Annotated in this window: 11 protein-coding genes; 5 read left to right on the top strand and 6 right to left on the bottom strand. The window is 70.3% G+C overall.

From position 1 onward, the window contains the following. Positions 1-3 precede the first annotated feature (3 nt). From ACFYO0_RS01515 to ACFYO0_RS01495, 5 genes are all read right to left on the bottom strand, one after another. Complete coding sequence (locus ACFYO0_RS01515) at positions 4-930, bottom strand: 3,4-dihydroxyphenylacetate 2,3-dioxygenase (RefSeq protein WP_388668827.1); 927 nt, start codon at positions 928-930, stop codon at positions 4-6. Continuing rightward, a complete protein-coding gene (locus tag ACFYO0_RS01510; RefSeq protein ID WP_388668824.1) occupies positions 923-2,383 on the bottom strand; it encodes an aldehyde dehydrogenase in 1,461 nt (486 codons plus the stop codon). Before ACFYO0_RS01510 ends, ACFYO0_RS01515 begins: the two co-directional genes overlap by 8 nt. 196 nt (positions 2,384-2,579) lie before the next feature. Continuing rightward, positions 2,580-3,392 (bottom strand): acetoacetate decarboxylase family protein, encoded by an 813-nt coding sequence (locus ACFYO0_RS01505; protein WP_388668821.1) that lies wholly within the window; start codon positions 3,390-3,392, stop codon positions 2,580-2,582. A gap of 10 nt (positions 3,393-3,402) precedes the next feature. After that, positions 3,403-4,662, bottom strand: coding sequence for an NAD(P)/FAD-dependent oxidoreductase (locus ACFYO0_RS01500; protein WP_388668818.1), 1,260 nt, complete (start codon positions 4,660-4,662; stop codon positions 3,403-3,405). Positions 4,663-4,666: 4 nt separating this feature from the next. Further along, on the bottom strand, positions 4,667-4,855 hold the full coding sequence (locus ACFYO0_RS01495) for a ferredoxin (protein ID WP_388668815.1): 189 nt from the start codon (positions 4,853-4,855) through the stop codon (positions 4,667-4,669). Between the two features lie 322 nt (positions 4,856-5,177). On the opposite strand from ACFYO0_RS01495, the gene ACFYO0_RS01490 reads away from it, so the two are divergent. Next, the gene (locus ACFYO0_RS01490) at positions 5,178-6,533 is read left to right on the top strand and encodes a glutamine synthetase family protein (protein WP_388668812.1); all 1,356 of its coding nucleotides are present in this window, start codon (positions 5,178-5,180) and stop codon (positions 6,531-6,533) included. Positions 6,534-6,563: 30 nt separating this feature from the next. Then, positions 6,564-7,847, top strand: a complete 1,284-nt coding sequence (locus ACFYO0_RS01485; protein ID WP_388668809.1) for a cytochrome P450 — start codon at positions 6,564-6,566, stop codon at positions 7,845-7,847. Between the two features lie 59 nt (positions 7,848-7,906). On the opposite strand, the gene ACFYO0_RS01480 is transcribed toward ACFYO0_RS01485, so the two are convergent. Further along, entirely contained in the window at positions 7,907-8,845 is a 939-nt protein-coding gene (locus tag ACFYO0_RS01480; protein ID WP_388668806.1) for a universal stress protein, read from the bottom strand. A gap of 264 nt (positions 8,846-9,109) precedes the next feature. Between ACFYO0_RS01480 and ACFYO0_RS01475 the strand changes: the two genes are divergently transcribed. The 3 genes from ACFYO0_RS01475 (at position 9,110) to ACFYO0_RS01465 (ending at position 12,987) form a co-directional block, all read left to right on the top strand. Then, on the top strand, positions 9,110-9,586 hold the full coding sequence (locus tag ACFYO0_RS01475; protein ID WP_388668803.1) for a GAP family protein: 477 nt from the start codon (positions 9,110-9,112) through the stop codon (positions 9,584-9,586). Positions 9,587-9,650: 64 nt separating this feature from the next. Next, the gene (locus ACFYO0_RS01470; protein ID WP_388668800.1) at positions 9,651-10,067 is read left to right on the top strand and encodes a hypothetical protein; all 417 of its coding nucleotides are present in this window, start codon (positions 9,651-9,653) and stop codon (positions 10,065-10,067) included. Between the two features lie 112 nt (positions 10,068-10,179). Beyond that, positions 10,180-12,987, top strand: a complete 2,808-nt coding sequence (locus ACFYO0_RS01465) for a LuxR C-terminal-related transcriptional regulator (RefSeq protein WP_388668797.1) — start codon at positions 10,180-10,182, stop codon at positions 12,985-12,987. Positions 12,988-13,143: the final 156 nt, after the last annotated feature.

Genomic DNA, 13,143 nt, shown 5'->3' with positions numbered 1-13,143 from the left:
TGGTCACAACTGGGCGGCGGGGGTGGGCAGGCCGTTTCCGGTCCAGCCGTCGGCAGGGCGGTCGAACCACAGGTGGACCTGGCCGGTGCCGACGGAGTTCTCGTACTCGCCGTACTGCCGGGCCTTCGCGACGCACGCCTGCTCACCGAGCGCGCCGGCCATCATCAGGTAGTGGAAGAACTTCGCCTCCGGCTTGAACTTCCAGAACTCGTCCATGCTGTCGAGGACCTTGTCGTGGCGGCCCTCCTTGAACCAGGCGATGCGTTCGTAGTCGGCCTCGCGGGCCTCCGGCGTGCGGATGTGCACCGGATCGCTGGCCTCGTGGTCGCGGATCTCCCGCAGCGGCCAGAAGGTGTGCGACAGCGCGCCCGAGGCGATGAGCAGGACGCGCCGCCCGGGGGTGGCGGCGATGCCGTCCGCGAGCGCACGGCCGAGGCGGAGGTGGTCCTCCATGTCGCCGGTCTGGCAGACGCCGATGGTCACCCATCGCTTGTCCGAAAGCCCCTCGCCGAGAAACTTCCACAGGTTGATGGTGGCGTAGTAGATCGGCAGGTAGTCGTCGTCGATCGCGGTGATCCAGGTGCCATGCTTGTCGGCGAACTTCTCGACGTTGCGGGCGAGTTCGGGATCGCCGGGGAAGTCGTACGGCATCCGGCACATGCCGCGCGGCAGCTCCTCGGACGTGAACAGGCCCGCGCGCCGCTGCTGGGCGGTGATGACGAACTCGACGGTGGTGGCCCAGTGGGAGTCGAGGACGACGACGGTGTCGTACTCGTTGGCGGTACCGCGCTCGAAGACGTCCCTGCGGAGCTGCTGGAGGCCGGTGACGAGGGTGATCTCCCTGCCCTCGTTCAGCTCCAGCCGGTCGGACTCCGGGAGCACGATGGTGGGCACGTGGGCGAGAAGTCCCGCCCCGACGATCTCACCCATGGTTGTTCCATCCGTTCGGGGCGGTCACGGTGTTCTTCAGGTCGCAGTAGAAGTCGAAGCTCCAGGTGCCGCCCTCACGACCGACCCCGGAGAGGCGGGACCCGCCGAAGGGTGCCTGGAGGTCGCGTACGAAGAAGCAGTTGACCCAGACCGTGCCCGCCACCAGCTGGGCACTGACGCGTTCGGCGCGCTCCTGGTCGCCGGTGGCGAGGGTGGCGGCCAGCCCGAAGTGGGTGCCGTTGGCGAGGTGGACGGCTTCTTCCTCCGTGGCGAAGGTCTGGAGGGTCAGCACCGGTCCGAAGACCTCCTCCTGGACGATCTCCGAGTCCTGGGCGACATCCGTGAGGAGCGTCGGCGCGTAGTACTGGCCGTCCTTGCGGTGGCCGCCGATGACCGCGCGGGCCCCGCCATCGAGCGCCCGCTGCACAAAGCCGTCGATCTTCTCCAGCTGGCGGGGGTGGATGTTGGGCCCGATGCCGGTGGCCTCCTCCCGAGGGTCGCCCTGCTTCAACCGCGTCGCCTTCTCCACGAAGCGGCGCGTGAACTCCTCGGCGACCGACTCTTCGACGAGGATGCGGGTCGCGGCGAGGCAGACCTGCCCGGCGTTGTCGTACTGCTCGACCGCGAGGTCGACGGCAAGGTCCAGATCGGCGTCGGCGAACACCAACAGGGGTGATTTGCCGCCGAGTTCGAGACTGAGCGGGGTGAGGTTCGGCGCGGCGGACGCAGCGATACGACGCGCCGTCGGCACCGACCCCGTGAAGCTGATCCGGCGCACGTCCGGGTGCGAGGTGAGGGCGTCGCCGATCTCGGCGCCGTAACCCTGGACGACGTTGAGGACACCGGCCGGGAGCCCGGCCTGGGCGGCGATGTCGGCGAGCAGCGAGGCGGTCAGCGGGGACCACTCGGCCGGCTTGAGGATCACGGTGTTGCCGGCCGCCAGCGCGGGGGCGACCTTCCAAGTGGCCAGCATCAGCGGCGCGTTCCACGGGGTGATCAGTACCGAGGGGCCCGCCGGGTCCCAGCTCACGTGGTTCGTGTGGCCCCGGGTCTCGAAGTCCTCATGGTCCAGCTTCAGCAGCCAGTCCGCGAAGAAACGGAAGTTGTGGGCGACGCGCGGCATGACGCCCTGTCGGTGGGAGCGGAGCAGGGCGCCGTTGTCGGTGGTCTCGACGATGGCCAGCTCTTCGATCCGCTTCTCGACGCCGTCGGCGATGGCGTGCAGGACGCGGGCACGTTCGGAGCGGGGGGTGGCGGCCCAGGCGGGGAAGGCCGCCTGGGCGGCGGCCACGGCGGCGTCGGCCTCCGCCGGGGTGCCGCGGCTGATCTCCCCGAGGACGCTTCCATCGATCGGAGAGAGGTCGGTGAAGGTGTCGGCGGAGGCGACGCGTCGGCCGCCGATCCATTGCCGGGTGTCGACGGTGACTCCGGCGACGGTGATGTTGTCGGGCATGCGAAAAGGGCTCCAATCAAACAAGGGATCAGGAATACCCACCCAGGGGCGCGGGGCTGTATCGACTTGCGGCTCCGCCGCGATGGGGGTCCCCCCGCTCATGGGGTCCCCCCGGCTCGAGCGGAGCCGAGAGTGGGGGAGAAGCCGAGAGTTGGGGAGCGACCAGCCACGAACAACCCGCAGCCGGCCACCGACCTCACTCGGCAGACGCTCCCGACGTACCGGACTCCAGCAGTCGACCGCCGTCCCAAACCACCCCAACCTGCCGGTAGTACGCAGCGATCGGCTCCCGAACCTCCAGCCGCGCCAGCTCCTCCGTGGGCGCCTCGAACAACTCCAACTCCGCATCCCCGGCCCACGGCTGCCCGCCCTCGAAGGACGCTGCCCCCGACTCGACCAGCTCGTCCAGCGCGAGCCCCTTGCCCTTCTCAATGGACGGCAGCCACCGGTGATGCGCCATGGGATGGCCGTTGACAAACCCGTTCGTCTCCGACGGCTCCCGCAGAGTCACCACGACCTGCGCCAACCGCCGGTCCGCCGCAGCCAACGTCGCCCCGAACCGCGCACCCGTCTCGATCCGCGGAGCAGGCCCATACGGATGAGGCCGCGTCTGATGGATGGACCCGAGCTTCTTCGGATACCCCTGGTGCAGCCCGCGGGCGACAGCGAAGTCCTTGTCCACCCAGATGTACACGCAGCGCGAGTACGTCTGTCCCCGGAACTTGCAGCGCACGACCGCGAAGGCCTCCTTGTACTGGGAGAGCACCGGATCCAGCAGCTCGTCCCCGGACTCCGAGCAGGACTGCCAGTCGGCCCAGATCAGCGCTACCGCACCGGGGTCCTCGTCGGCCAACTCCAGCGGCGCGGGCAGCAGTTCACGCACCCGCGAGGGATCTGTGCGGTACTCGACGGTCAACAGATCACCGGAGTAACGCCACGGCGGCGACGGAATGAGCGACGAGGCACCACTCGCCGTCTTGGGATGGAAGTAACCACGGAGACTGGCCACTTGGAGCTCCTTACGCGGTGAGGGCGGGTTGCTTGAGCAGGTGGGCGCGATACTTGGCGGCACGCATCGCGGCCGCCTGGCCGCCGAGCGCGACGACGCCGACGAGTCGACCGTCGACGTGGTAACCGACGAGGACGTCACCGTCCGGCTCGCCGTCCAGCACCCGCACGTCGTCGAGGCCAAGACCGGGCGCGCCGAACGACTGGAGCCGGAAGTCGTGCTGGTCGCTCCAGAAGGTGGGCAGCGGCGCGAAGGGCGCCAACTCCCCGTCTCCACCAGCCAGATGGGCGGCCAGCTTCTTCGCGGCATGCTTGGCCGTGTCGGTGGGGATCGACCAGTGCTCGACACGGCGCGGTACGCCGTCGTAGCGGGCGTTGGGGAAGCGGGCGACGTCGCCGACCGCGACGACCTCCGGATGTCCGCCGGCCCGCAGGTGCTCGTCGGTGAGCACACCGTCGGACAGGTCGAGCCCGTTGTCCTGAAGCCACTCGGTGTTGGCAACCGAGCCGACCGATTCCACGACCACGTCGGCGGGCAGTACGGAGCCGTCGGCGAGGACGACACCGGTCACACTCCCCCAGCCGCCTCCCCCAGCTGCGCCCGGGGGTGCCCCCGGAGGTGCCCCCACGTCAGCCTCGAACCCGGCGACTCCCGTGCCGAGGGCGAAGCGAACCCCTCGCTCCTCGTGCCGCTTCAGCAGCGCGCGGGCCAGTAGTTCGCCCAGCGGGCCCACCATGGGCAGGGGCAGCGGATCGACGACGGTCACCTCGCGAACGCCGAGTGCTACGGCGGTGGCGGCGACCTCACAGCCGATGAAGCCGGCACCGACCACGACGACACGGGCGCCGGGCCGGGTCAGTTCGGCTCGCAGGCCCTGGGCGTCGGCGAGCGTACGGACCGTGTGGCGGCCGGCGAGCGGCCCGGGGCAGAGCAGCCGGCGGGGCCGCATGCCGGTGGCGACGACGAGACCGTCGTACGAGAGGGGGGATCCGTCGTCGAGTTCCACGGTCCGGTCGGCGAAGCGGGCCGCGACGACCTTCGTGCCGAGCCGCCACTCCACATCGGCCGCCGAGGCCTTCGGGGTGAAGGCCAGGGACTCGAACGGCGCCTTCCCGGCCAGCACTTCCTTCGACAGCGGCGGCCGGTTGTAGGGCATGTGGGGCTCGTCCCCGACGACCGTGATCGCGCCCTTCCAGCCCGCCGCACGTAGTTGCTCGGCGGCGCGCAGGCCGCCCATCGAGGCGCCGACTACGACTATGCGTCGGGCCATGATCTCAGTCCTCGATCCGGACGGCCTGCAGCGGGCACACGTCCGCGGCTTCCTCGACCTCGTCGCGCAGGGCGTCGTCCGGGTGGGCGACGTAGGCCAGGTGGCCTGCGTCGTCCATCGAGAAGACGTCGGGGGCCGCGAAGACACACTGGCCGTGGTCCTGGCACTTGTTCATGTCGACGACGACCTTCATGGCGGTCCTCCTGAGGGTGAGGGCGTCGGAGCAGGGCAGGGAGGGGCGGTGGGAAGGGGCCCGGCCTTGCGGCCAGGCCCCTCTGCCAAAGGGGTGCGACAGTGCCGCACCCCTGACTCGTTTGGCTTCAAACAAGATAGGAAGCGGAGGGGTTCTGGTCAATACCTGTCCAGGTGGATAAATTCTTGCGACCACCCCCTTGTGGAACGACGGACCCCTCCATACTGTTCGGGGTCAAACGACTGGCTCGGAGCCCTTCCCGCACCGCCCCAGGCCCGCGTCGTCCTCACGCCACCCCGCCCATCCGCCCAAGGAGACACCGGTGAGCGCCCAAGACATCCCTGACATCCGCCGGTACCAGGAGCGGCTCGCCGCCGAGGGCATCGACGTGGTCCGGGTGATCTATCCGGACCTGATCGGCACCGACCGCGCCCGCGACGTCCTGACCGACCACCTGCCGACGGCCTGCGAGCAAGGCCTGGCCTTCTGCCGGGCCGTGTTCCACACCAGCCCGCAGGGCGATGTCGTCCCGGTCTCGGGCGGCCTGGACGCGGGCCTGCCGGACGTGACCGTACGCGCCGATCTGTCCACCCTGTCCGCCCTGCCCTGGGAGCCCGGCGTCGCCGTCTGCCTCGGCGAGGTCAGCGACCCGTCGACCGGCGCCCCCGCCGCCGAATCACCGCGCGACCTGCTGCGCGCGGTCCTGGCCAGGTGTGCCGAGCAGGGGCTGCACCCCGTGGTGGGCCCCGAGCTCGAGTACTTCCTGCTGGAGCCGGCCCCCGGCACCCCCACCGGCTGGCGCCGCGCCCCGGAGACCACCGGCGCCGTCTACACCGCCGGACTGCGCGCCGACCCCGGCAACCACCTGCTGCGCACCCTGCGACAACTGCGCGACGCGGGCCTCGGCGTCGTCACCGGCAACCACGAGTTCGACGGCGGCCAGTACGAGATCAACCTCAGCCACTCCGCGGCCCTGGACGCCGCCGACCGCGCCTTCCGGTTCAAGGCGGCCGTGAAGGAACTCGCCCGCAAGGAAGGCAAGTTGGCCACCTTCATGGCCAAACCCTTCGGCGACACCGGTGGCTCCGGGTTCCACCTCCACCTGTCCTGCGGGGACGCCGACGGACGCAACGCCTTCGACGACCCCTCCGGCGCGTACGGTCTGTCCACCGTCGCCCGGCACGCGCTCGCAGGCATCATCGCCCACGCTCCCGCTCTCACCGCACTCGCCAACCCGACGGTCAACTCGTACAAACGCTTCGGCCCCGACAGCCTCGCTCCCTGGCTGATCGACTGGGGGCTGGACAATCGCAGCGCCATGGTCCGCATCCCGCCCGAGCGGGGCTCCGGCGCCCGCGTGGAGCTGCGGCTCGGCGACGCCGGCGCCAATCCGTACCTGCTGATCGCCGGCACCCTCGCCGCCGCGTTGCTCGGTCTCCAGGCGGGCGAAGAGCCCCCGGCGCCGCTGGAGGGCTACGGCTACGACACGGCCAGGTCCGCCGTGCTGCCGATGGACCTGCCCGCGTCCCTGGACGCGCTGGAGGCGGACACCGCCCTGACCGAGGTGCTCGGCAAGGACTTCACCACCTCATTCCTGAGCTACAAGCGCAACGAGGTCGAACGCTTCCAACGGCACGTCACCGACTGGGAGTTCACCGAGTACGCCTACCACCTGTGACGCCGTCCGCGCCCTCCGAGGAGCCCCTTGATGACCGAGACCCTGACCGACGCCGTGCGCGAACCGATGCCGCTCGCGGACGTCGACCTCGCCGACCTCGATCACTTCACCGACGGGGTCACCCCCTGGCGCATGTTCCACACCCTGCGCCACGAGGACCCGGTGCACTGGCAGCCGGAAGAGGCCCCCAACTCCGGTTTCTGGGCGGTGACCCGGCACGCGGACATCGCCGCCGTCGACCGTGACTCGGAGACCTTCACCTCCACGAGGTTCGTCAACCTCGAAGAGGTCGACGAGGACCAGATCAAGAAGCGGGCCTCGATCCTGGAGCTGGACGGCGTGCGCCACCGTGCCCTGCGCAGCCTGATCCAGCGTCAGTTCGGGGCGAGCGTCATCAACAGCTATACCGACTTCCTGCGCGGCCTGACCGCCACCACGCTGGACGCCGCCCTGGCCAAGGGCACCTTCGACTTCGTCAAGGAGATCTCGGCAGACTTCCCCATCAACGTGCTGGCCCGCCTCCTCGACGTACCTCCTACGGACAACCAGCAGCTCATCGACTGGGGAAACCGCATCATCGGAAACACCGACCCCGACTACGCCGATGTGCTGCTCCACAGCGAGGAGAGCGAGCAGTACCGCGACCTGCCCTTCCGCTCCCCCGCCTCGCTCGAAGTCTTCGAATACGGACGGGAACTGGCCCGCCGCCGGCGCGGCGGCGACGGCACCGACCTGGTGTCCAAGCTCGTCAACACCACCCCGCGCGACGGCGTCCCGCTCTCCCCACAGGACTTCGACAACTACTTCCTGCTGCTGGTCGTCGCCGGCAACGAGACCACCCGCCACACCATCACGCACTCGATGCTGGCCCTCCTCCAGCACCCCGAGCAGCTGGCCCGCCTGCGGGAGGACCCCTCCCTGATTCCCGTCGCGGTGGAGGAGTTCCTGCGCTGGGCCTCCCCCGTCTACCACTTCCGCCGCACCGCGACCCGTGACGTCGAACTCGGCGGCAAGCGGGTCAAGGAGGGCGACAAGGTCGTCATGTGGTTCGCCTCCGGCAACCGCGACGAGGAGGTCTTCGGCAACCCGTACGACTTCGACGTCACCCGGCGGAACAACGATCACGTCACCTTCGGCAAGGGCAGCCCGCACCTGTGCCTGGGCAACCTGCTCGCACGCACCGAGATCCGCATCATGTTCGAGGAGCTGATCCCGCGCCTTGCGGACATCCGCCTGGCCGGCGACGTCCCCCGCGTCCGCTCGAACTTCGTCAACGGCATCAAGAAACTGCCGGTCGAGGTCACTCTGGCCTGACGACCCGCGGTGCCAGGGACCACCCACACCGGTCCGGCACACCGCTGACGCCTCGTCCCTCACGCATGGGGGACGACGGCCACGGGGCAGTTCACGTGGTGGATGGCGGCATGGGTGACCGGGCCGGTGCGCGGGCCGGCCGGACGCTCGGTCAGGCAGTGGCCCACGACCAGAAGGCTTGCTCCGGAGGCGGCGCGGAGCAGCGCGGTCGAGGGCTTCTCGCGTACCACTGTCTCGGCGACCTCGACCTCGGGGTACTTGTCCCGCCAGACCTGGAGCACGGCGGACAGGACACCCTGCCACTCCTGCGCCCGTTGCGGGCCGTTCAACAGGGCGATGTCACCCGGTCCGAGGCTGAGGGCGGAGGGATCCTGCCAGGCGTGAACGGCCCGCAGCCGGGCACCCCTGAGCCTCGCCGCCTGGAACGCGAACTCGATCACCTCCTCGCACGGGTCCCCTACGTCCAGGCCCAGCACAACGTCCCGGTAGCCGGTCTGTGTGGAGGTGCTGCCGTCGGCCGCCGGGAGGTGCTCGTCCTCGGCCTCCTCTCCGGCCCGTACGAGGACGACGGGGCGGGTGGCCCGCGCCACCACGCCGAGGGCGACCGAGCCCAGCAGGAATCCGGTGAACCCACTCAGCCCGCGAGAGCCCAGCACCAGCAGTTCGGCGCCCTCTGCCGCCTTCAGCAAGGCGGCGGTCGCCGGTCCCTGGACCCGTTCGTCGTCCAGAGTCAGGCCGGCGTGGGAACGGCGGATGTTCTCCTCCGCCTGGCGAAGCCCACTCCGGTCCAGGTCACGCTCGGCTACGCCCTCGCTCCCGGGCGGGTGCCCGTTCCAGGCGTGAACGAGCCGCAGGGGATGCTCGCGGCGCACGGCCTCACGAGCCGCCCACTCGGCTGCGGCCAGGCTCTCTGCGGATCCGTCGACTCCTACGACGACGGGCTCTGCGACGACGGGCGGAAACATCGCGCGCACCTCCTGTGCCGGGTCTGCTCTCATCCTCAGCCTCCGGCCGCGGCGACGGCAGCGGGATGGGCCGTACGGGCACACGGCGGACCGCTCGGCCCTGCGTTCGCCGGTACGCGGCCGATTCCACAGCAGCCGAACGCCCCGGCTGAAACAGCAATCACCCCTCGCGGGTGATTGCTCACGACCGCGGTGACCGCACGCTGAAGCCGTGGACGGTCTCCAGATCCTCCCGCCGGCCATCACCATGATGGCCGGGCAGCAGATCATGTCGGCGGTCTCGCGACGGCGGCCGGAGTGGCCATCGCGTGGGGCCTCGCCGCCGCCTTGGGAAGCCCCGTCGAGCTGGGCAGTACGGAGGACAACGGTTCGGACGGCAAGATCATCCAGTACGTACGCGTCGGCCTGCTCGCGGCGTCGATGGCGAGGAACTGGTTCGGACGGGCAACCGCCGAGCCGCCGAAATGGCTCGGCACGCTGATGGCGGCCGACCCGCGGAGGGCGTTCAAGGTCGGACCACTCGTCATCCTGCTGATGCCGTCGGACATCCTGATCATGCTGACGGTCGGCGTGCACCTGGAGCGGAGCAACTCGGGATACGCGCATGCGTTTCCTTTCGTCGCCCTGACCGTCCTGGTGGCCGCGATCCCGTTCTTTCAGCCCGGCTCTTGTTCCACCGGCGGGCCGAATCCGCCGCGCCGACGGTGCGGGAGTGGGTCAGCACTCACGGCTGGCTCATCGACATCATCGCCTGCGCGATCTTCATCGTCCTGATCCTCGCCCGAGACAAGCTCCCATCCCCGCCTGAGACAGGCGTACAACGAATCGAGGAAATGCCATGACGCAGACAGTGCACCGCCGCACCCCCGAAACGATGGCTGCAGCCTCCGGACTCGTCGTGTTCGCGGCGGTCATGCTGGTCATCGCCGGGATCCTCGACATCTTCCGGGGCATCATGGGCATCGCCGACGACGATCTCTTCGTCACGACGCCGCGGTACGTCTTCCGGTTCGACCTGACCGGGTGGGGCTGGTTCCACCTGATCCTCGGATTCCTGGGGGTCCTCATCGGTGCCAGCCTGTTCAGGGCCGCGCTCTGGGCACGCATCGCGGGTGTGGCGATCGCCGGATTCCTGATCATCGCGAACTTCCTGTCCCTGCCCTACTACCCGGTCTGGTCGATCATCGCGATCGCCCTGTACTCCTTCGTCATCTGGGCACTGTGCGTGGTGCGGCCGGAGACCAGGGCCCACTGAGCGGGTCGGCCGCCCACTCTCGTGTGGCTCGTGTGGCGATCATGAGCTTGAGGCCGTCAGATGGAACTGAGGCCTCAGTCACGTCGGAAGCCGCACCCAGAGAGTGGTGGCCATGCCCCGCAGCACAGCCTCAGCAGCGTGGGACAGCGGTGGACTACCCCGCGACACCCGTACATCGGCGAACGTCCCGGCTTCCAGCCGCGGCGGCGCGGATGCGCTCCGGGGGCCGACGGGTGACCCGCTGCTGGCGGCGAAGTTCGCGATCCCGGCCGTGCCACGGACACTCGTACGTCGGCAGCGGCTGCTGGACCAGCTCACCACGGGTACGGCCGGCCCTCTGACGCTGATCACCGGCCCGGCGGGCGCGGGGAAGACGACGCTGGCGGCCTCGTGGGTGGCCGAGGGGACGGCACCGGGCCCGGTGGTGTGGCTGACTGCCGAGCATGACGACAGAGCGCCCGGGGTGTTCTGGTCGTACGTTCTCGAAGCGCTGCGCCATCACCAGGTCGAGCTGCCCGAGGGCCCGGATCGGCCCGGGTCCGCCGAGTTCGTCGAGTACTCCCTGCTCGCGAGGCTGGCGTCGGGACTGGCCCACCAGCACCGGCCGGTCGTGTTCGTGCTCGACGGTCTCGACCAGGTTCCCGTACGCGAGGTGGCCTCAGCCCTGGATTTCGTGCTGAGCCACGCGGGACCGAGTCTGCGCCTGGTCGTCATCAGCCGGGTCGACCCCTTGCTTCCGCTGCACCGCTACCGTGCCCAGGGCCGGATCTGCGAGATCCGCAGCGCCCATCTGGCGTTCACCCGGCACGAGGCCGCCGCGCTGCTGCGCGGACATGGGCTGGAGTCCTGCGAGGAAAGCGTCGATGTCCTCACGGCTCGCACCGGAGGCTGGGCAGCGGGGCTGAGGCTGTGCGCCCTGGAGATGCAGCGGGCCGACGACCCGAACGGCTTCGCCCGCTCCTTCGCGGCGTCCCAGAGCGCGGTCGCCGACTACCTTCTCACCGAGGTCCTCGACACGCAGCCCGAGGCCACCCGGGACCTGCTGATGCGCTCGAGCATTCTCGACCGGGTTCACCCCGACCTGGCGAACACGCTGACGGGACGTGAGGACGCGGAGTGGATCCTGGCCGGGCTCACCCGCGCAGGCGCCTTCGTCGAGTCCGTCGCGGGCACGCGGTGGTGCCGTTTCCAGCCGCTGTTCGCCGAGGTCCTCCGCACGCATCTGCGCCACCACCATCCCGGCCTCGAACCCCGGCTGCGCCGCCGGGCCGCGTCCTGGCTCGCCGGCCATGACCGGCTCACCGAGGCGCTGGAGCAGGCGGCAGCCACGGAGGACTGGGAGTGGGCCACCGCCCGGATGGTCGATCACCTGGAGATCGGGCGTCTGCTCACCGGCCCCGAGACCCACCGGCTGGAGAGCTGCTTCGCCGGTATGCCCCGTGATCTCCCCGGAACCGCGTCCGCGCTCGTCGCGGGCGCCTGCGCCGCCGCTCAGTACGACCTGGCGGGCTGCCGGGCGCACCTGGACCGGGCCGAGGAGCACATGCGCACCGAACAAGCACAGCCATCTCCAGAGACACAGCTGGCACTCGCGCTGCTCCGGCTTCTCAGCTCACCCGGCACGCGAGACCGCGAATGGGGGTCCCCCCGCTCGAGCGGAGCCGACAGTGGGGGCGGGTGTGATGCCGTCCAGGCGGCGGACCGGACCCTGGATCTCGCCGGGCACGTGCCCCCGTCGCGGCGTGCGCAGCACCCGGAGATCGAGGCACTACGGCGGTACGGACTGGCCCGCGGGCTGCTGCTGACCGGACACCTCGGCGCCGCCCGCACCGCGTTCGCCGCGGCGGCGGACGGCTGCACCGGTGCGACCGACGTCGTGCGGCACCACAGTCTCGGACAGCTGGCCCTGCTGGAATCACTCCGCGGTGAACTCAATGAGGCCGAGGAACACGCCCGGTTCGCCCTCGCGACCGCCCGCAACCGTTCCGTCCCACCGGCCCGGCAGTCCGGGATCGGCCACCTCGCCCTGGCCGCCGTCGCCCTCGAACGCGGCGATCTCCGGGGCGCCCGCCATCACCTCGACCTCGCTTCCGGGTGTCCCGACGCGGAGCACGACCCGGTCACGCGTACCGAGATGCTGGTGCTGCGCTCCCGGTCGAACCTCGCGCAAGGCCGCTGGCGCGCCGCCCTCGCGGCCATCGCGGCACCCGAGGTTCGTCCGCGGGCGCTGCCACCGTGGCCGTCGCAGCGCATCGCCCTCACGAACTCGGCCATCCAGCTGTCCCGGGGCGATCCCGCGACGGCGATCACCGCCCTGCACGAAGCCGGCCCTGACACGTCGGCGCACGTCATCGCCCTTGCCCGCGCTCACCTCGCGTCAGGAGACCCGGACCGGGCGCTCGGTCTCCTCCCACCACCGGAGGATCAGCGGGACGCGGGAATCGCGCACCGGATCGACATCCTCCTGATACGGGCCCACGCCGCGCTCCTGGCCAAGGACACCGAGACGGCGCAGAGCGCGCTCGGCGAAGCGCTGACCGCCGCCCGACCCGAAACACTGCGCCGCCCCTTCCTCGAGGCGGGCCCCTGGGCGCGGCATCTCCTGGAGCTGCGGCCCGAGACGGCCCACCGGCACGCATGGCTCACGGCCCGACTGGCAGCCGTCAACGGTAGGTTCCGCGCCGACCGCCTCTCCGCGGACGGAAGCCCCTCGGCCCCCTTGGTCGTGGAGCAGCTCAGCGACCGCGAGCGACAAGTGCTCCAGCACTGCGCACAGGTCATGTCGACCGAGGAGATCGCGGAGGCGATGTGCCTGTCGGTCAACACGGTCAAGACGCATCTGCGGAGCATCTACCGCAAGCTCGTCGTCTCCCGCCGGGGCGAGGCGGTACGGCGAGCACGGGAGCTCCGCCTGCTCTGACTCGAAGCTGCGCGTATGTCGTGCCGATGCCACCCCGACGCGGCGCGAGCCACGCTCGTAATCAACGGCTCCGGGTCACCGACGAGGCGCACCTCTACGGGCCGCTCCTCCGGTTCCAGGATCCGGGCCTGCAGGTCGTCGAAATGCGCCGACTGC

It is taken from the genome of Streptomyces sp. NPDC006365 (assembly GCF_042870755.1).
Taxonomy (GTDB): Bacteria; Actinomycetota; Actinomycetes; order Streptomycetales; family Streptomycetaceae; genus Streptomyces; species Streptomyces xiangluensis.
This window is presented reverse-complemented; position numbering and strand designations above follow the sequence as displayed.

Bases quoted from the DNA above. Each gene is read 5' to 3' on its own strand.
- ACFYO0_RS01515 (WP_388668827.1), bottom strand. From the start codon at position 930: ATGGGTGAGATCGTCGGGGCGGGACTTCTCGCCCACGTGCCCACCATC.
- ACFYO0_RS01510 (WP_388668824.1), bottom strand. From the start codon at position 2,383: ATGCCCGACAACATCACCGTCGCCGGAGTCACCGTCGACACCCGGCAA.
- ACFYO0_RS01500 (WP_388668818.1), bottom strand. From the start codon at position 4,662: ATGGCCCGACGCATAGTCGTAGTCGGCGCCTCGATGGGCGGCCTGCGC.
- ACFYO0_RS01495 (WP_388668815.1), bottom strand. From the start codon at position 4,855: ATGAAGGTCGTCGTCGACATGAACAAGTGCCAGGACCACGGCCAGTGT.
- ACFYO0_RS01485 (WP_388668809.1), top strand. From the start codon at position 6,564: ATGACCGAGACCCTGACCGACGCCGTGCGCGAACCGATGCCGCTCGCG.
- ACFYO0_RS01480 (WP_388668806.1), bottom strand. From the start codon at position 8,845: ATGAGAGCAGACCCGGCACAGGAGGTGCGCGCGATGTTTCCGCCCGTC.
- ACFYO0_RS01470 (WP_388668800.1), top strand. From the start codon at position 9,651: ATGACGCAGACAGTGCACCGCCGCACCCCCGAAACGATGGCTGCAGCC.
- ACFYO0_RS01465 (WP_388668797.1), top strand. From the start codon at position 10,180: ATGCCCCGCAGCACAGCCTCAGCAGCGTGGGACAGCGGTGGACTACCC.